Genomic DNA, 18149 nt, shown 5'->3' on the forward strand with positions numbered 1-18149 from the left:
CTTGATTTTACAGGTAATTACGACCGCCCTCTAGGCGGCCGCACCACGCAAGCGGGTATAGCCCTGCTGGATTGCAGACCAGAACAGCGCAATCAATCCCAACACCATGATCGAGCTGACCAGGGTGTTGGAGAAGAAGATGCCGAGCGAGCCCTGGGATCCCAGCAACGATTGCCGGAAGGCTTCTTCCGCCTTGTCGCCGAGCACGATCGCAAGCACCAGCGGGGCGAGCGGATAATTGCACTTCTTGAGCAGGTAGCCGATCACGCCGAACACCAGCATCAGCATCACGTCGAACGTCGAGCTGTGAACCGAATAGGCGCCGATCGCGCACAGCACCAGGATCAGCGGCGCGATGATTGAGAAGGGCACGCGCAGGATCGCGGCGAAGATCGGCACGCAGGTCAAGACCACGAGCAGACCGACGATATTGCCGAGATACATCGAGGCGATCAGGCCCCAGACGAACTCCTTCTGCTCGACGAACAGCATCGGTCCCGGCTGCAGGCCCCAGATCAGGAGGCCGCCGAGCAACACGGCCGCGGTCGGCGAGCCCGGCACGCCGAGCGAAAGCATCGGCAGCAGCGCCGCGGTGCCGGCGGCGTGCGCCGCGGTCTCCGGCGCGACGACGCCTTCGATTTCGCCCCTGCCGAAATTGCTGCCGTTCTTGGCGACGCGCTTGGCGATGCCATAGCTCATGAACGAGGCCGGCGTAGCGCCGGCCGGCGTGATGCCCATCCAGCAGCCGATTACGCAGGACCGCAGCGAGGTGATCCAGTAGGCCGGCAATTCCTTCCAGGTCTGCAGCACCACGCGCAGATTGATCTTGGCGCTGCCGCCGCGGAAGGCGAGGCCTTCCTCCATGGTGAGCAGGATCTCGCCGATGCCGAACAGACCGATCACGGCGATCAGGAAGTCGAAGCCGTTGAGCAGTTCGGTGAAGCCAAACGTCAGCCGCAACTGTCCGGTGATGGAATCCAGACCGACGGCGGCAAGCGCAAAGCCGACCATCATCGCGGCAATGGTTTTGAACGGCGGCTCCTTGCTCAATCCGACGAAACTGCAGAACGCCAGGAAATAGACGGCGAATTTTTCCGCCGGCCCAAATTGCAGCGCGAAGCTTGCGACCAGCGGTGCCACCAGCGTGATCATGGCGACCGCAAACAGTGCGCCGACGAACGACGAGGTGAACGCCGCGGTCAAGGCTTCGCCGGCCTTGCCTTTCTGCGCCATCGGGTAGCCGTCGAACGTCGTTGCGACCGACCATGGCTCGCCGGGTATGTTGAACAGGATCGAGGTGATCGCTCCGCCGAACAGCGCCCCCCAGTAGATGCAGGACAGCATGATGATGGCCGATGTCGGCGGCATGCTGAAGGTCAGTGGCAACAGGATGGCTACGCCGTTGGCGCCGCCCAGTCCCGGCAGCACGCCGATGATGACGCCGAGCACGATGCCGACGAGCATCACCATCATGTTGAAGGGCTGCAGCGCGACCGCAAAGCCGTGAAACAGATTGACGAGTTCTTCCATCCCCGGATCCCAACCTTGCGATTAAATCAAAGACCGAGCCACTCTTCGACCGGCCCCTTTGGAAGCGGGACCAGGAACCAGCGCTCGAAAATCAGATAGGTGACAACAGGCATGCCGATCGCAACCGCCACGACGGTCAGCCACGGGTACTTGCCGAGCCAGCGCATGAACCATCCGATGAAGATGATCGAGGCGAGGTACAGTCCCGTGAACGGCATGGCGCCGACGTAGATCGCGGTCGGAATGACGACGCTCATGACCTGGCGAAGCTGTCCCCATTCGGCGAACAGCGCGTCATTGTCCTCGCGAAGCCCGTTCCAGAGATTGATCGCGCTCGAGGCGACGATGAATATGCCGATGTAGAATGGAAAGAAGCCGGCGCGCGGGCCTTCCGCGCCCCAGTTGATCCCGGCCTTCACGCTGCCGATGATCACGATCACGCCGAAGAGGGTGATCAGCAACGTGACGCCTGCCTCCACCAGTTTGTGGGTGGGGCCGGGCTTGCTCGAACTGCCTGTCGTCATCAAAGCTCCATCCGCTGCCGGGCCCATGGTCATACAAGGCCCGGCGTCTGCGTTGCGATGGCCGGCTACGGCCGGCGTTCCGTCAGTTGCCGGCGGAGGCGAGGAAGCCCGCGTCCTTCATCAGCGTCTCGTGACGCTTTTCCTCGGTCTCGACCCATTTGGCGTAGTCGGGCCCGGTGAGGAAGGTCGTGTTGAAGGCGCCAGTCTTCATGAAATCCTGCCATTCCGGCGTCGCGCGGACCTTCTTGAACAGCTCGACGTAATATTCGACCTGATCCTTGGTCGCCCGTGGCGACATGAAGATGCCGCGCAGCATCAGGTACTCCATGTCGAGCCCCTGCGACTTGCAGGTCGGAATGTCCTTCCAGCTCTTGCCATCCGCGATCTGCTCGTCATAGGCCATCGGCTGGGCGTCGAACACGCAGAGCGGACGCAGCTTGCCGCCGCGCCATTGCGCTACCGCCTCGATCGGGTTGTTGACGGTCGAATCGAGATGATTGCCGACCAGTTGAACGGCAACTTCGCCGCCGCCCTTGTAGGGGATGTAGGTGAACTTGCTGCCGGTGGCCTTTTCGATTCCGACCGTGATGATCTGGTCTTCCTGCTTGGAGCCGGTGCCGCCCATCTTCATCGAGCCTGCGGGCGCGGCCTTCACGGCGTCGACATACTCTTTCGCCGTCTTGTACGGCTTCTCCGCGTTCACCCAGAGCACGAACTCGTCGAGCGCCAGCATCGCGACAGGCGTGAGATCCTTCCAATTGAAGGGAATGCCTGTTGCGAGCGGGGTGGTGAAGAGGTTGGAGAGGGTGATGATGATCTTGTGCGGATTGCCGCCCGAGGTCTTGACGTCGAGGAAGCCTTCGCCGCCGGCGCCGCCCGCCTTGTTGATGACGACCAGCGGCTGTTTCATCAGGTTGTGCTTGGTGACGATACCTTGGATCGTCCGCGCCATCTGATCGGCGCCACCGCCGGTGCCGGCAGGCACGATGAACTCGACGGGTCGCACCGGCTCCCATGCTGCGCTGGCGGGAATGCTGATCCCGGCCGCGCACAAGGCAGCAATTGCGCCCAATGCCGTTTGTGCAGTGTGCTTCATGTGTTTCACTCCCATCGATTTATGGTTGCGCCAGTCTTTGCCGGCTTCCCTTTGTTGTATATTTAATGCCGTAGCGGCTGTCTTCTTCTCCGAACGCTCATCCGATTGAATTGTAAGGGGGCTCCGCCGATGCGGCACCCGCTTCTTTCGACCAATTGTGAATTTGCGATATGCAGCAAAGGGAAGTCATGGGGGGCGCCCATGTTCCCAAATCGATCGGGCTGCCTGTCCCCGTGTCGCAAGGCCGTCCCCCAAAATGCGCCCTTATTTCTTTGGCGTGGCGCTCGGGTCATTGTTGTATGCGATATGCCAGTAGGCAAACGCATTATTGCTTCGGATTGCCGTTCGGGCTGATTTGTCGCAGATGGCAGTAAAGAGGGCTCGACCCCCGCAAACGAAAAATGGCCCCGGAAACCGGGGCCATTTGTTCAAACGTCGAAAGCGTCGTTTGTCGGAACTGCGCCGATGCGCGAGAACCCTATGTTTTAAGGCTCAGAGACCGAAATAGGGCAGATCGCCATTGCGCACGGCGATGCGGCTGCTCTGGGTCAGCAGGCGGTCGATGGAAGCCATCAGGCGGCCGAACAGGGTGCTGGAGGGCAGGAAACCAATGGAAGCAGTCTTGGACATGTGTTGTCCCCTTTCTGAAGGAGCGGAGCGGCTCCGCGTCGTGTCAGGGAACAGAGTATGTATACCAGATGCCACCTACAACAGACTTGTTTGCATAGCAGCAATTGGCCGGTTGCATTGCAGCAAAATTAACTGATTTGGCATTCCAGAACGAAAAAAGCCGCCGGAACCCGGCGGCCTTGGCATTTCAGAGGACAAGAAGGGCTTACTCCGCCGCCTGCTTCCGCGGCGGGTCGAGCGCGCCGGAATCGTGGATTTCGGCGACCTGGTGGTCGGAGAAGCCGAGCACCTGGCGCAGGATCTCGTCGGTGTGCTCGCCGAGCAGGGGCGAGCGGGTCACTTCGCTCGGCGAATCCGACAGCTTGATCGGATTGCCGACCGAGATGTACTTGCCGCGGGTCGGGTGATCGACCTCGACCACGGTGCCGGTGGCGCGCAGCGACTGGTCCTCGATGATCTCCTTCATCGAAAGGATCGGGCCGCAGGGGATGTCGTCCTTGTTGAGGATCTCCATCGCCTCGAACTTGGTCTTGGTCATCGTCCACTGCTCGATGCGCGCGAAGATCTCGTTGAGGCGCGACAGCCGGGCCGGCGGCTTGGCGTAGTTCGGATCGGTCTTCCAGGAGGGCTCGCCGATCACGTCGCAGATCTTCTCCCAGACCGGCGCCTGGGTGATGAAATAGAGGTAGGCGTTGGGATCGGTCTCCCAGCCCTTGCACTTGACGATGCGGCCGGGCTGGCCGCCGCCGGAATCATTGCCGGCGCGCGGCACGGCGTCGCCGAACGGAATGCCTTCGCCGTACTGGCTGTATTCCTTCAGCGGACCATGGGCGAGACGCTGCTGGTCGCGCAGTTTTACGCGCGCAAGATTCAGAACGCCGTCCTGCATCGCAGCGGTGACCTTCTGGCCCCTGCCGGTGACGGTGCGATGATAGAGCGCGGTGACGATGCCGAGCGCCAGATGCAGGCCGGTGCCGCTGTCGCCGATCTGCGCGCCGGTGACCAGCGGCAGGCCGTCGCGGAATCCGGTGGTCGAGGCCGCACCCCCGGTGCACTGCGCGACGTTCTCGTAGACCTTGCAGTCTTCATACGGGCCGGGGCCAAAACCCTTGATCGAGGCCACGATCATCTTCGGGTTGATGGCCTGGATCTTCTCCCAGGGGAAGCCCATACGGTCGAGCACGCCGGGGCCGAAGTTTTCCACCAGCACGTCACAGCTCTTGATCAACGCGGTGAGGACTTCCTTGCCCTTCGGGTTCTTGGTGTCGAGCGTGATCGAGCGCTTGTTGTGGTTCAGCATGGTGAAATACAGGCTGTCCACGTTGGGGATGTCCTGCAGCTGGCCGCGGGTGATGTCGCCGACGCCGGGGCGCTCGACCTTGATCACGTCGGCGCCGAACCACGCCAGCAATTGCGTGCAGGTCGGGCCCGACTGGACGTGGGTGAAATCGAGAATACGAACGCCCGTAAGCGCCTTAGACATTTGTTCTCTCCTGTTACTATCTGTTGCCGTCATGCCCGCGCAGGCGGGCATCCAGTAATCACCGTCGGTTCAGTCGGGCACAGCCTTCGTCACACGATAGTTCGGCGGTTACTGGATTCCCCGCCTGCGCGGGGAATGACGCCGATGGGTTGATCAATTCACTTCTTTTTCAGAACGCTTTGCGGGTTGAGGTTGCCGATACGGCCGCTCTCCGAGCCGGCGGCCGGGTCGATCACTGCGTTGATCAGCGTCGGCTTGCCTGAATCCATTGCCTCGTTCACGGCGCGCTTCAGTTCGTCCGGCGAGGTGGCGTTGACGCCGACGCCGCCGAAGGCTTCCATCATCTTGTCGTAGCGCGCGCCCTTGACGAACACCGTCGTCGCGGGATCGGCGTTGGCGTTGTTGACGTCGGTGCCGCGATAGATGCCGTCATTGTTGAAGATGACGACGCAGATCGGAAGGTTGTAGCGGCAGATGGTCTCGATCTCCATGCCGGAGAAGCCGAATGCGCTGTCGCCCTCGACCGCGAGCACGGGATTGCCGGTCTCGAGCGCGGCGGCGATCGCCTGGCCCATGCCGATGCCCATCACGCCCCAGGTGCCAACGTCGAGGCGCTTGCGCGGCTTGTACATGTCGATCACGCCGCGGGCGAGGTCGAGCGTGTTGGCGCCTTCGTTGACGAGGATGGCGTCGGGACGCTCCTTGATGACGTTCTTCAAGACGCCGAGCGCGCCGTGATAGTCCATCGGCGACTTGTTGTTCATCAGCTTCGGCGCCATCTTGGCGACGTTGTCTTCGCGCTTGGCCTGCACCGCCTTGGTCCAGTCAGCTGATGGCGCGGTCCAGCCGCTTCCCATCGCCTGAGTGAAGGCGGAGACGCAGGAGCCGATATCGCCGACCACGGGCGCGACGATCTCGACGTTCGAATCCATTTCTTTCGGCTCGATGTCGACCTGGATGAATTTCTTCGGCGCTTCGCCCCAGGTCTTGCCCTTGCCGTGCGACAGCAGCCAGTTGAGCCGCGCGCCGATCAGCATCACGACGTCCGATTCCTTCAGCACCGTGGAGCGGGCCGCGCCGGCGCATTGCGGATGGGTGTCGGGCAACAGGCCCTTGGCCATGCTCATCGGCAGGAAGGGCACGCCGCTTTTCTCGACGAAGTTCTTGATCTCTTCGTCGGCCTGCGCGTAGGCCGCGCCCTTGCCGAGGATAATCAGCGGCTTCTTCGCGCTCTTGAGCACGTCAAGCGCGCGCTTGACGGCGGCAGGAGCGGGGATCTGCGCAGGCGCCGCATCGATCACCTTGACCAGCGACTTCTGGCCGGCATCAGCATTCATCACCTGGCCGAACAGTTTGGCGGGCAGGTCGAGGTAGACGCCGCCTGGGCGGCCCGAGACGGCAGCGCGGATCGCGCGGGCGAGACCGATGCCGATATCTTGGGCGTGCAGCACGCGATAGGCCGCCTTGCACAGCGGTTTTGCGATCGCGAGCTGGTCCATCTCTTCATAGTCGCCCTGCTGCAGGTCGACAATCTCGCGCTCGGAGGAACCCGAAATCAGGATCATCGGGTAGCAGTTGGTGGTGGCATGGGCGAGGGCGGTGAGGCCGTTGAGAAAACCCGGCGCCGAGACGGTGAGGCAGACGCCTGGCTTCTTGGTCAGAAAGCCGGCGATGCCAGCGGCATAGCCAGCGTTCTGCTCGTGACGGAAGGAGATGACGCGAATGCCCGCAGCCTGGGCCATGCGGCCCAGATCCGTGATCGGGATACCCGGCACGTTATAAATGGTGTTGATGCCGTTGAGCTTGAGCGCGTCGATGACGAGATGAAAGCCATCGGTCAGCTCTTGCTCGGAGCCCGGTGCTTCGGACTTAATCGCGGTATTCAGCATGGGCTTCATCTCCCTGATCGTGCGGTGTTGGACGATTTTTGGTCGTCTTCTGGTGCGAAGTTGCGTCTAGGTAAAAAGTTCCTGCCCGTGGGTCTCGACATAGGTGGCAAGACCGAGCGTGTGATCGCGCGCGAGTTTTTCGGCGAGTTCCGTGTCGCGCGCTTCAAGCGCTTCAATGATGCCGAGATGCTCGGGTAGTGAGGTCGCGGTGCGATCCTTTCGCCCGATGGTCAATTGCCGGTAGCCGCGCACGTGCAGAAGGATATCGTTGGTCATATCGACCAGCACCTGCGACTCCGACAGCGAGATCAGCGCCTGATGGAAGGCGATATTGGCCTTGGAGTATTCCTCGATATGATCCTGCGGCAGGCGATCCTTGCCAAAGTCCTTGAAGAAATCGCGCAGCGCCGTGATGTCTTTCTTGCGCGCGGTGGTCGTGATCAGGCGTGCGGCCATGCTCTCGAGCGCGGCCCAGGCGCGAATCATGTCGACGATCTCGGTCTTGGTGCGGCGGACCACGACGATGCCGCGGCGCGGCACGGTTTTGACGAAGCCATCCTGTTCCAGCATCGCGATGGCTTCGCGAATAGGGGTGCGGCTGACGCCGAGCCGTTCGGACAGCGCGCGCTCGTCGAGCATGACCGGCTCGGGCGTCGCATAGATGTCCATCTTGAGGATGGCTTCCTTCAAGGCCTCATAGGCCTTGTTCTTGAAGCTCGTCTCAGGCGCAATCCGGACGATTGCGATATCTGCATCAGCCATGACAGGCGGCGCCTTGGTTTGTTTACGTGCGGGCACGACTCGTCTCCTCCCTGTTTTGGAGACGTCTTCTTAGCAGAAGAAACAGTCGAATATTTTTGGCATACCAAATACCAGGATGTCAAGATGCCCGTGTTTTCGCAGAATCTGCGCGATAGTTTGTCTTGACAATCCGATCTCTGGCATACCAAATGCCATAAAATTAGCCCCAGGAGGAAGCCAATGTCAAATTCTGCAGATGCGGCCCGCAAGATCGCCGAGCCCAGCGCCCACGAGGCTGTCCGCCGGGTGCTCGATACGGTGAAGGCCGACAAGCGCACCAGCCTCACTGCGCCGGAAGGCAAGCTGGTGTGCGATGCCTATGGCATCCCGGTTCCGAAGGAAGGCGTGGCCAAGTCCGCCGCTGATGCAGCCAAGTTCGCCACCGGCATGGGCTTCCCGGTGGTGATGAAGATCGTCTCGCCGGACATTCTCCACAAGACGGAGGCGGGCGGTGTCGTGGTCGGCCTCAAGACCGCGGCCGATGCCGAAAAGGCCTTTGAGACGATTCTCGCCAACGCCAAGAAATACAAGGCTGACGCCAAGATCGAGGGTGTCCAGGTGCAGCAGATGCTGGCCGGCGGCACCGAAGTCATCGTCGGCTCGATCACCGACGGTTCGTTCGGCAAGCTGGTGGCGTTCGGCCTCGGCGGCGTGCTGGTCGAGGTGCTCAAGGACATTACGTTCCGTCTCGCGCCCGCGACCAAGGAAGATGCGCTGTCGATGCTCGACGGCATCCAGGCCCATGACATGCTCAAGGGCGTCCGCGGCGGCGACCCGGTCAATCGCGACGCGCTGGCCGATGTCATCGTCAAGGTCTCGCAGCTCGTCAGCGATTTCCCTGAAATCGTCGAGCTCGACCTCAATCCGGTGTTTGCCACCAAGAAAGACGCGATTGCCGCCGACGTGCGTATCGTCGTCGATTTCGATTACAAGCCGCGCCCGGCGCCGCGTCCGACCGAAGAGATCGTGTCGGCGATGAACCGCATCATGCAGCCGAAGGCCGTCGCCGTGATCGGCGCGTCCGCCGAGGACGGCAAGATCGGCAACTCCGTGATGAAGAACCTGATCAATGGCGGCTACAAGGGCGAGATCTACCCGATCCACCCGAAGGCCGCCGATATCCTAGGTTACAAGGCCTATAAGAGCGTCAAGGACGTGCCCGGCGTGATCGACACCGCGGTGTTTGCGATCCCCGCCAAGTTCGTCGCCGGCGCGCTGGCGGAATGCGGCGAGAAGAAAATTCCCGGCGCCGTGCTGATTCCATCGGGCTTTGCCGAAGCCGGCGCGCCTGAACTGCAGGCCGAAATCGTCGAGGTCGGCAAGAAGTACAACGTCCGCCTGATGGGGCCGAACATCTACGGCTTCTATTATACCTGGTCGAACCTCTGCGCCACGTTCTGCACCGCCTACGACGTCAAGGGCCATGCGGCGCTGTCGTCGCAGTCCGGCGGCATCGGCATGGCAATCATCGGTTTCTCGCGCTCGGCGAAGATGGGCGTCTCCGCGATCGTCGGCCTCGGCAACAAGTCCGACATCGACGAGGACGATCTGCTCGCCTTCTTCGAGCAGGATCCCAACACCAACCTGATCGCGCAGCACTGCGAAGACCTCAAGGACGGCCGCGCGTTTGCGGAAGCCGCCAAGCGCGTCGCCAAGAAGAAGCCGGTGATCGTACTGAAGGCGGGCCGCACCTCGGCCGGCGCGAAGGCGGCCTCGTCGCACACCGGCGCGCTCGCCGGCAACGACAAGATCTATGAGGACGTGTTCAAGCAGTCCGGCGTGATCCGCGCCCGGTCGTTGCGGCAACTGCTCGAATTCGCGCGCGGCGTGCCGGTGCTGCCGACGCCGAAGGGCGAGAACGTGCTCATCATCACCGGCGCCGGCGGCTCAGGTGTGCTGCTGTCGGACTCCTGCGTCGACAACGGCCTGTCTCTGATGTCGATGCCGCCGGATCTCGATGCCGCGTTCAGAAAATTCATCCCGCCGTTCGGCGCGGCAGGAAATCCTGTGGATATCACCGGTGGCGAGCCGCCGATCACCTACATCAACACGGTGAAGCTCGGCCTGACGGATGAACGCATCCATTCGCTGATCCTGGGCTACTGGCACACGATCGTCACCCCGCCGATGGTGTTCGCCCGCAACATGGTCGAGGTGAAGAAGGATATGGAGGCCAAGGGCTTCGTCAAACCGATCGTCGCCTCGCTCGCCGGCGACGTCGAGGTCGAGGAAGCTGCCGAATATCTCTACCAGAACGGCATCCCGGCCTATGCCTATTCGACCGAACTGCCGGTCGAGGTGCTCGGCGCCAAGTACAAGTGGGCGCGCGGCGCGGGCCTGCTCTGAGATTAGGAGCAACAAAATGCCGCTTCGGAAATCCTCCGAGGCGGCATTTTCATCTGACGAACGAAGATACGGAACATGCCGATCTACGCACTAGGGCATCATCCGTGGCTTCATCCTTCGAGACGCCACGCTTGCGCGTGGCTCCTCAGGATGAGGTCTGAGACCCTCATGGTGAGGAGCGCGGCGAAGCCGTGCGTCTCGAACCACGAGGCCACGGATACGCGGTATTGATCCAATCTGTGGACGGATGCAGGTCGCGATGAGAAAAGACGTGATCCGGCGCAAGGCCATCGAGCCAAGATCCAATGCGGAAGAGGCCGACGTTCGCGACAGCGGCGTCCAGTCGGTCGATCGCGCGCTTTCGATCATCGAAACGCTGGCGGAAGACGACGAGGGTTATCGCCTCAGCGACCTCGCGATTCGCACCGGGCTCTCGACCTCGACCGTGCATCGCCTGCTGGCGACCCTGGAAAACCGCCGCTTCGTGCAATTCGACCGCAGCCAGTCGAAATGGCATGTCGGCGCGCGCTGCTTCACGGTGGGGGCGACGTTTGCCCGCCGCCGCAATTTCGCGGCCCAGGCGATTCCTTATTTGCGCAAGCTGCGCGATCTCACCCGCGAAACGGCCAATCTCGCCGTGGTCGATGACGAATTCATCGTCGTGCTGACGCGGATGGAAAGCCGCGAGATCATGCGCTCGCTGACCAAGCTCGGCGGGCGCGTCGCCATGGTCGCCTCCGGCGTCGGCAAGGCGGTGCTCGCGACCTATTCCAACGAGGACGTCAGCGCCATTATCCATCACCACGGCATGCCGCGGCTGACGGAGAAGTCCATTGTGCGGCCCGGCGAATTGTTCAAGGAGCTCGAAAAAATCCGCCGCCAGGGCTATGCCATCGACGACGAGGAGGCCTGCATGGGCCTGCGCTGCGTCGCCGCCGTCGTCTACAACGACTGCGCCGAGCCGTTAGCTGCGATTTCCGTCTCGGGCATGACGGGCCGCCTCACGGACGAGCGCCTGCCGCAGCTCGGTCAGACCGTGCGCGAGGTGGCGGCCGAACTGACGGCGGCGCTCGGCGGCGTGATGCCGGCGGCAAAGGCGTCCTGAGTCTTTCGCAGCGAGGATCACACCCCCCGCAAATCCCACAGTTGCGTTGACGGTGCACTCAGATTTGTATCGTCTTCCAACGGCCGACCGTCTACGGTGCGCTGATGTCGCGCCTTGCATTGCTATCGATCGCTATCGTCCTATCGCTGTTGCCGGTCGTCGCGCCGGCCGAGCCGGCTCAGAAACGGCCGGCGCCGCGCTGGCACGGCTATGGCTTCCTGCCGGGTTATCAACAGCCACCGAACAACAGCCTGCCAGCCTATAAGCAGAAAGCTGCGGTTTCGCGCATGGCACGCAATAACCGGCGCCACTGGTATATCGATCCAGTCCCGAGTTATTACGGATACGATGGCGACTGGCATTATTTCGGCCGGCCCGGCTTCTACGGCGGCCGCTATAATGGCGGCAGCTTCGGCCCTTGCTGGACACGGACGCCGATCGGCCCGATCTGGAATTGCGGCTGATCGCTATCACTTGAGGATCGCGCGCATGCGCATCCGTTTTCTCCCAACGGCAGTTCATGGCGCGATGCCGATGCGCTAGGGTGTTGGCCAACGAAGAAGTAGGGCCGTTTGCGCCCTGCAGAGAAAAGGGGAGAGAAGCATGGGCCGCAGGATCGCGATCGTCGGAGCCGGCGCCGTCGGCGGCTATGCCGGCGCCCATATGGCGCAGGCGGGGGAGGACGTCACCTTCATCGATCCCTGGCCCGAACATGTCGAGCATATGCGTAAACATGGTCTGCGCGTCACCCATGCGATGGACATTGCGGAATTCTCGGTGCCGGTGCGCGCGCTCCATGTCACGGATGCGCAGCAGCTTGCCAAGGAGAAGCCGGTCGACATCGCCTTCGTCTGCATGAAATCCTATGACACGGCCTGGGCCACCATGTTGATCCGGCAGTATCTGGCGGCCGACGGCTATGTCGTGTCGTTGCAGAACTGCATGAACGAGGAGACGATTGCCGGCATCGTCGGCTGGGGCAAGACACTCGGCTGCATTGCCAGCAGCATCACGGTGAACCTGCCGGAACCCGGCCATATCCATCGCGGCGCCGGCAAGGGCGGGGCAGCGCACACCGTGTTCCGCGCCGGCGAGGTGCATGGCCGGATCACGCCCCGGGCCGAGGAAATCCGCCGCCTGGTCGGCTATTCCGACAGCGCCAAGGTCACCGATAATCTCTGGGGCGAGCGCTGGTCGAAACTTGTCGCCAACGTCATGGGCAACGGGCTCTCCGCCTGTACCGGCCTTCCTGGCGGCGAGGTGTTGCAGAGCGAACCGCTGCGCCGGTTCTCCACCCGGCTCGGCAGCGAGGCGATCCGCGTCGGGCAGGCGCTCGGCTATCAGCTTGAGGAAATACTGCACCTGCCGCCGGAGACGATCGCGCGCGCCGGCGAGGGCGACGAGGCGGCGATGCGCGCCTGCGACGAGCAGCGTTTCAAGGATGCCAAGCGCACCTCGTCGGCGCAGCGGCCCTCGATGGGGCAGGACATGCAGAAAGGCCGCCGCACCGAGATCGAATTCCTCAACGGTTTCGTCGTGCAGGAGGGCGAGAAGATCGGCCATACCTGCAGCGCAAACGCGGCGCTGACCGATATCGTCAAGCGCGTGGAACGGGGTGAGCTGAGCCCCGATCCGCGGCACATCACCGAGCTGCGGCTGAACTGAGCCGCTTTGCTTCAACGCGCACGGGAATCGCGATGGGGATAAGAAGCATTATTGCCGGGCCCATTGCAGCACTTGCCCTCGGGCTCTTTTTCATGCCGCCTGCAATGGGCGAACCGGCGGCACTCACGAAAAAGCAGTCGGATGCGCTCAATGCCTACAATAATTCGCGCACCAATTTTGAGCAGGTCCTGAAGCAGCGGCGCGCGCAGATCAATTCGAATGCATTGCCGAACCTGCCGGGACAGGCGCTCTACCTTGCGCGCAACGACATGATCAGCGCCTACAAGGACCTCACCGACGCGCTTCCGTCCAGGATTGGCGGGCCCAATAAATACGGAATCCCGCCGGCGTATTTCGATGCCGGCAACGAGCCGCTGCTCGATGAGTACAAAAAACTCTTCGACCTCATGCAGGCGCCGCCGGCCAATGCGCAAAAATCGGATACGCCGTTCAAGGATGTCGTCGATCTGGGCCGGGTCATTGCGCGAGCCAGGGGCCTTGATGCGGCCAATGCCGAAGCAGCCGGCCGTATCAGCCTCGGGCTGTTCTTCGCCGAGACCAATGGCAATCAGAACATCGGGAATGCGCGCTCGAACAAGTACAAGGGCAGTTTGCAGACCGGCGTACCCGAAGATCAAAACGGCCGGAGGAAATGGTCGGCGATAAAAAGCAAGGTCGCAGCCTTTGATCCGGCACTGAACGATCGCGACGACAGGGAAGAGGCGCGGGCCGGCAATCAGGATCACCGGTTCAATCACTGGACCGCCGTGCGCGATGGCCTGATGAACGCGCACGCGGATATCTTTCCGCAGGTGCCGTCGATCGTGAAGACATTGCCTGATGCGATCGATCAGATGAAGCTCTTCGAACTGATCCAGATCATTCCGAGCCCGACGAGGTCCGCGCTCGCCTCACGCGACCTGGCCGGTTACAGAATATCCGACCCGAAGATCATGGCTTACTTGCGAAACAACAGCATGTTCACTTTTGGACAAGCTGACAGGGCCAGGACTTCAGCAACCTTCCGCGAAATTCTCGATGCGATGTGGCTCTTCAACGAGAAGTTTGAACGCGCGCTGGCCAAGTTCGAGGAGATCAAGGCGGGATCAAAGAGTTGAGGTGTCGTCAGAGCGGACCGAGCATGCCCCACCGGGGCTCGCAGAATTCCTTCACTGCCGACGCAACGCCGCTGCTGATGGTATCCTGGTGCTCACGCGAGCTCATCTTGAGCTCTTCATCCCGGTTGATGATCGAGCCCGCCTCGAGTAGCGCGGCGGCCATCCGGGTCTTTCGCAGCACGATCAGCTCATCGTAGCTGTAGACGCCGGTGTCCTTGTTCAGCAGCGGGTGTTGATACCGGCCCATGATTGGCAGGGTATATTGCTTGGCATAGTCGAGGCCCTGCGCTTTCATCTCCTTGCCGATCAGTTCGGCGAACGAGAGGCTCGTCTTGAAGTCCGGATTGTCGCGGGAGACGAAGACGGAATAGCCGCTGAAGCGGTCGCTGAAGCGGCTTTTCTTGCCCTCGAATTCCCAGTCTTCGAGCAGCTTGTTGGGCACGGAGTCATGGTGGATCGACAGCAGCAGATCCGCCGGCAGATCGTTGGCGGCAGCAACGCGTTTGAAAAGGCTGCGCCTGGCCTTGCCCTCGGTCAGCAGCAATCTTGTTTCCGTAAAGCCCTCGGCCTTCAGCTTCGCCTCGATCCGCTTGGCCAGGCGCAGGTTGAAGACAAACTCGGAAACGTTGCGGGCGCTGATCGCGCCCTCCGATTCGGCGGTATGGCCGACGTCCAGAACGATCCGGAACTTGGCAGGCTCGCACCGGTTGGCGGCTGGTTTGAAAGCGGCAGGGTTGAGGCCGAACGGGCCCAGGGCGGCGAGCTTTACGCCAGGGGCCTTCGGCGAGGCGGCCGGCTTCGGCGAAGCGGCCGGCTTGCGCGAAGCGACGCGCTTCGGCGATTTGGCTTGTTTTGACGGTTTGGCTTGCTTTGACGTGCCTTTGAAGACGTCCGACAGCCAGCCGGCCTCGCTGGCCTCGACCGGCAGAAGCGCTATGGCGACCATCGCGGCGACGAGGGCGCGGCGGCGTGGCCAAAATCGCCGAGCAATGCCACCGAGAACACCAATGAACCCGCCCCGCCTCATGCTGGTCCCCCTCTTGGAGGCCATCATAGCAGCTCGGATCGCGATATCGAAGAGGTCGACAGCAGGCACTGCGGGGTACTTCGGAGACCCGGTTTTCCCGGCGGCTTCCGTTCCTTCGTCGAAGGGTACCGCTCGGCAGCATTTGTGTCGTCGATCATTGGTGCCCTGGAATTCCATCGTGCAATGTACTCAAGCGTCTGATTATCCGCGCTTTTTTTGATCCCCTCCCACTCCGCGGGAAATAAAATCGCCCGCGTTGAGATCACCTGTCGCCGCCACGAAGATCGCGTCCAGAGCCAACCCTGTTTGAAGCGAGGTGCGAGATGGCGAAGATGCGAGCGGTCGATGCAGCCGTGCGGATCCTGGAAAAGGAGGGCGTCAGCATCGCCTTCGGCGTTCCCGGTGCCGCGATCAATCCGCTGTACTCCGCGCTGAAGAAGCGCGGCTCGATCGGCCATATCCTGGCGCGCCATGTCGAGGGCGCTTCCCACATGGCCGAGGGCTATACCCGCGCCAGGGCCGGCAATATCGGCGTCTGCATCGGCACTTCGGGGCCGGCCGGCACCGACATGATCACCGGGCTTTACTCGGCGATCGCGGATTCGATTCCGATACTCTGCATCACCGGGCAGGCGCCGCGCGCGCGGCTCTACAAGGAAGACTTTCAGGCCATCGATATCGAATCGATCGCAAAACCGGTGACCAAATGGGCGGTCACCGTGCGCGAGCCGGCGCTGGTGCCGCGCGTGTTCAGCCAGGCGTTTCACATCATGCGCTCGGGCCGTCCCGGGCCTGTTTTGATCGACCTGCCGCTCGACGTGCAACTCGCCGAGATCGAGTTCGACGACGAGACCTATGAGCCGCTGCCGGTCTACAAGCCCGCGGCGACCCGCAAGCAGATCGAGAAGGCGCTGGAGATGCTCAACGCCGCGGAGCGGCCTCTGATCGTGGCGGGCGGCGGCGTCATCAATGCCGACGCGTCCGATCTGCTGGTGCAGTTCGCCGAGACCATCAATGTTCCCGTGGTGCCGACGCTGATGGGGTGGGGCGCCATCCCCGACGATCACGTACTGATGGCCGGCATGGTGGGCCTGCAGACCAGCCACCGCTACGGCAACGCGACCATGCTGCAATCCGACTTCGTGCTGGGGATCGGCAACCGCTGGGCCAACCGTCACACCGGTTCGATCGAGACCTATACCAAGGGCCGCACCTTCGTGCATGTCGACATCGAGCCGACGCAGATCGGCCGTGTCTTCAATCCGGATTTCGGCATCGTGTCGGATGCCAAGGCGGCGCTCGAACTCTTCGTCACCGTTGCGAAGGAATGGCGCAAGGCCGGCAAGCTGAAAGAGCGCCAAGCGTGGCCGGCGGCGTGCCAGGACCGCAAGCGCACCATGCTACGCAAGAGCCATTTCGACGACATGCCGATCAAGCCGCAGCGGGTCTATGAGGAGATGACCAAGGCGTTCGGCCGCGACACCTGCTATGTCAGCGTGATCGGCCTGTCGCAGATCGCCGGCGCGCAGTTTCTGGGCGTCTACGGTCCGCGTAACTGGATCAATGCGGGGCAGGCCGGTCCGCTCGGCTGGACGTTGCCGGCGGCGCTTGGCGTGCGCGCGGCCGATCCGAAGCGCGAGATCGTGGCGCTGTCGGGCGACTATGATTTCCAATTCCTGATCGAAGAACTCGCGGTCGGCGCGCAGTTCAAGCTGCCCTACATCCACGTGGTCGTGAACAACTCCTATCTCGGGCTGATCCGCCAGGCGCAGCGCGGCTTCGACATGGATTACCATGTCCAGCTTTCCTTCGAGAACATCAACGCGCCCGAGATCGGGGTCTATGGCGTCGACCACGTCACTGTCGCCGAGGGGCTCGGCTGCAAGGCGATCCGCGTCACCGATCCGAACCATGCGCAGGCGGCGTTCGCGACCGCGCGTCAATGGATGGAAGAATTTAGGGTGCCCGTGGTCGTCGAGTTCATCCTGGAACGGGTCACCAACATCTCGATGGGCACCGAGATCGACAACGTCATCGAATTCGAGGAGGTGCTCGATCTGCCGCTGGATGACACGCCGGCAAAATCGAGCGCGCCAAAACCCGGCACGCTGCTGCCGGCCTGAAGTTTAGGGGAGAACAACCGTGCCGAAATTTGCCGCCAATCTCACCATGCTGTTCGGCGACGTGCCGTTCCTCGAGCGCTTCGCCGCCGCCAAGGCCGCCGGCTTTAACGGGGTGGAATATCTGTTCCCGTATGATTTCGACAAGGCGGAGCTGCGCGAGCAGCTGCACCAGCATGGCCTGACCCAGGTGCTGCATAATCTGCCCGCCGGCAATTGGGGCGCCGGCGAGCGCGGCATCGCCATCCTGCCTGACCGGATAGAGGAATTCCGCGACGGGGTCGCGCGCGCGATCGATTACGCCAAGGCGCTCGATTGCCGACAGCTCAACTGCCTGGTCGGCATCGCGCCCGAAGGCGCCGATGCGACCGATCTCAACGAGACCTTGATCGGCAATCTGCGCTTTGCGGCCGATGCGCTCGGCAAGGAGGGGATCAAGCTGTTGATCGAGCCGATCAACACGATCGATATTCCCGGCTTCTTCCTCAACAAGACCGCGCAGGCGCTGCAGCTGATCGCGGATGTGCGCTCAAACAATCTGTTCGTGCAGTACGATATCTATCACATGCAGATCATGGAGGGCGATCTCGCGCGAACGCTGCAAAAGCACTTGCCCCGCATCGCCCATGTGCAGCTCGCCGACAATCCCGGCCGCAACGAGCCGGGGACCGGCGAGATCAACTATCCCTTCCTGTTCAGGCATCTCGACGCTATTGGTTATCGTGGCTGGATCGGGTGCGAATATAAGCCGCGGACGACGACGGTCGATGGTCTCGGCTGGCACGCGGCGCTGACGCTCGATACCTGACCGACAA

At 62.2% G+C, this 18149-nt stretch carries 15 protein-coding genes; 7 read left to right on the plus strand and 8 right to left on the minus strand.

What is annotated here, in order from left to right; genetic code table 11:
* Positions 1 to 30 precede the first annotated feature (30 nt).
* From QA643_RS13335 to QA643_RS13365, 7 genes are all read right to left on the minus strand, one after another.
* Positions 31 to 1530: a tripartite tricarboxylate transporter permease gene (locus QA643_RS13335; protein ID WP_283033622.1), complete on the minus strand. Its 1500-nt coding sequence runs from the start codon at positions 1528 to 1530 to the stop codon at positions 31 to 33.
* A 26-nt stretch (positions 1531 to 1556) separates the two neighbouring features.
* A complete protein-coding gene (locus QA643_RS13340) occupies positions 1557 to 2054 on the minus strand; it encodes a tripartite tricarboxylate transporter TctB family protein (RefSeq protein WP_283033623.1) in 498 nt (165 codons plus the stop codon).
* 82 nt (positions 2055 to 2136) lie between these two features.
* Positions 2137 to 3150, minus strand: a complete 1014-nt coding sequence (locus QA643_RS13345; protein ID WP_283033624.1) for a tripartite tricarboxylate transporter substrate-binding protein — start codon at positions 3148 to 3150, stop codon at positions 2137 to 2139.
* 492 nt (positions 3151 to 3642) lie between these two features.
* Positions 3643 to 3780: a hypothetical protein gene (locus QA643_RS13350; RefSeq protein WP_283033625.1), complete on the minus strand. Its 138-nt coding sequence runs from the start codon at positions 3778 to 3780 to the stop codon at positions 3643 to 3645.
* 205 nt (positions 3781 to 3985) lie between these two features.
* On the minus strand, positions 3986 to 5263 hold the full coding sequence (gene frc / locus QA643_RS13355; protein ID WP_283033626.1) for a formyl-CoA transferase: 1278 nt from the start codon (positions 5261 to 5263) through the stop codon (positions 3986 to 3988).
* Positions 5264 to 5421: 158 nt separating this feature from the next.
* The gene (oxc, locus tag QA643_RS13360; RefSeq protein ID WP_283033627.1) at positions 5422 to 7152 is read right to left on the minus strand and encodes an oxalyl-CoA decarboxylase; all 1731 of its coding nucleotides are present in this window, start codon (positions 7150 to 7152) and stop codon (positions 5422 to 5424) included.
* A 66-nt stretch (positions 7153 to 7218) separates the two neighbouring features.
* On the minus strand, positions 7219 to 7950 hold the full coding sequence (locus tag QA643_RS13365) for a GntR family transcriptional regulator (protein WP_283033628.1): 732 nt from the start codon (positions 7948 to 7950) through the stop codon (positions 7219 to 7221).
* Positions 7951 to 8133: 183 nt separating this feature from the next.
* On the opposite strand from QA643_RS13365, the gene QA643_RS13370 reads away from it, so the two are divergent.
* The 5 genes from QA643_RS13370 (at position 8134) to QA643_RS13390 (ending at position 14187) form a co-directional block, all read left to right on the plus strand.
* Positions 8134 to 10299: an acetate--CoA ligase family protein gene (locus QA643_RS13370; protein ID WP_283033629.1), complete on the plus strand. Its 2166-nt coding sequence runs from the start codon at positions 8134 to 8136 to the stop codon at positions 10297 to 10299.
* A gap of 259 nt (positions 10300 to 10558) precedes the next feature.
* On the plus strand, positions 10559 to 11404 hold the full coding sequence (locus tag QA643_RS13375; protein ID WP_283033630.1) for an IclR family transcriptional regulator C-terminal domain-containing protein: 846 nt from the start codon (positions 10559 to 10561) through the stop codon (positions 11402 to 11404).
* A gap of 104 nt (positions 11405 to 11508) precedes the next feature.
* The gene (locus QA643_RS13380) at positions 11509 to 11868 is read left to right on the plus strand and encodes a hypothetical protein (protein WP_283033631.1); all 360 of its coding nucleotides are present in this window, start codon (positions 11509 to 11511) and stop codon (positions 11866 to 11868) included.
* Between the two features lie 139 nt (positions 11869 to 12007).
* Complete coding sequence (locus QA643_RS13385; protein WP_283033632.1) at positions 12008 to 13069, plus strand: 2-dehydropantoate 2-reductase; 1062 nt, start codon at positions 12008 to 12010, stop codon at positions 13067 to 13069.
* A gap of 92 nt (positions 13070 to 13161) precedes the next feature.
* Positions 13162 to 14187, plus strand: coding sequence for a hypothetical protein (locus QA643_RS13390; RefSeq protein WP_283033633.1), 1026 nt, complete (start codon positions 13162 to 13164; stop codon positions 14185 to 14187).
* A gap of 7 nt (positions 14188 to 14194) precedes the next feature.
* On the opposite strand, the gene QA643_RS13395 is transcribed toward QA643_RS13390, so the two are convergent.
* A complete protein-coding gene (locus QA643_RS13395) occupies positions 14195 to 15214 on the minus strand; it encodes an N-acetylmuramoyl-L-alanine amidase (RefSeq protein ID WP_349253266.1) in 1020 nt (339 codons plus the stop codon).
* 323 nt (positions 15215 to 15537) lie between these two features.
* On the opposite strand from QA643_RS13395, the gene gcl reads away from it, so the two are divergent.
* Together gcl and hyi are read left to right on the plus strand one after the other, a co-directional pair.
* Positions 15538 to 17337 (plus strand): glyoxylate carboligase, encoded by a 1800-nt coding sequence (gene gcl, locus QA643_RS13400; protein WP_283033634.1) that lies wholly within the window; start codon positions 15538 to 15540, stop codon positions 17335 to 17337.
* 19 nt (positions 17338 to 17356) lie between these two features.
* The gene (gene hyi / locus QA643_RS13405) at positions 17357 to 18142 is read left to right on the plus strand and encodes a hydroxypyruvate isomerase (RefSeq protein ID WP_283033635.1); all 786 of its coding nucleotides are present in this window, start codon (positions 17357 to 17359) and stop codon (positions 18140 to 18142) included.
* Positions 18143 to 18149 lie beyond the last annotated feature (7 nt).

This window comes from Bradyrhizobium sp. CB3481, from assembly GCF_029714305.1.
GTDB lineage: Bacteria > Pseudomonadota > Alphaproteobacteria > Rhizobiales > Xanthobacteraceae > Bradyrhizobium.

Bases quoted from the DNA above. Each gene is read 5' to 3' on its own strand.
- frc (WP_283033626.1), bottom strand. From the start codon at position 5,263: ATGTCTAAGGCGCTTACGGGCGTTCGTATTCTCGATTTCACCCACGTC.
- QA643_RS13380 (WP_283033631.1), top strand. From the start codon at position 11,509: ATGTCGCGCCTTGCATTGCTATCGATCGCTATCGTCCTATCGCTGTTG.
- QA643_RS13345 (WP_283033624.1), bottom strand. From the start codon at position 3,150: ATGAAGCACACTGCACAAACGGCATTGGGCGCAATTGCTGCCTTGTGC.
- QA643_RS13375 (WP_283033630.1), top strand. From the start codon at position 10,559: ATGAGAAAAGACGTGATCCGGCGCAAGGCCATCGAGCCAAGATCCAAT.
- gcl (WP_283033634.1), top strand. From the start codon at position 15,538: ATGGCGAAGATGCGAGCGGTCGATGCAGCCGTGCGGATCCTGGAAAAG.
- oxc (WP_283033627.1), bottom strand. From the start codon at position 7,152: ATGCTGAATACCGCGATTAAGTCCGAAGCACCGGGCTCCGAGCAAGAG.
- QA643_RS13385 (WP_283033632.1), top strand. From the start codon at position 12,008: ATGGGCCGCAGGATCGCGATCGTCGGAGCCGGCGCCGTCGGCGGCTAT.
- QA643_RS13390 (WP_283033633.1), top strand. From the start codon at position 13,162: ATGCCGCCTGCAATGGGCGAACCGGCGGCACTCACGAAAAAGCAGTCG.
- QA643_RS13395 (WP_349253266.1), bottom strand. From the start codon at position 15,214: ATGAGGCGGGGCGGGTTCATTGGTGTTCTCGGTGGCATTGCTCGGCGA.
- QA643_RS13350 (WP_283033625.1), bottom strand. From the start codon at position 3,780: ATGTCCAAGACTGCTTCCATTGGTTTCCTGCCCTCCAGCACCCTGTTC.
- QA643_RS13340 (WP_283033623.1), bottom strand. From the start codon at position 2,054: ATGACGACAGGCAGTTCGAGCAAGCCCGGCCCCACCCACAAACTGGTG.
- QA643_RS13370 (WP_283033629.1), top strand. From the start codon at position 8,134: ATGTCAAATTCTGCAGATGCGGCCCGCAAGATCGCCGAGCCCAGCGCC.
- QA643_RS13335 (WP_283033622.1), bottom strand. From the start codon at position 1,530: ATGGAAGAACTCGTCAATCTGTTTCACGGCTTTGCGGTCGCGCTGCAG.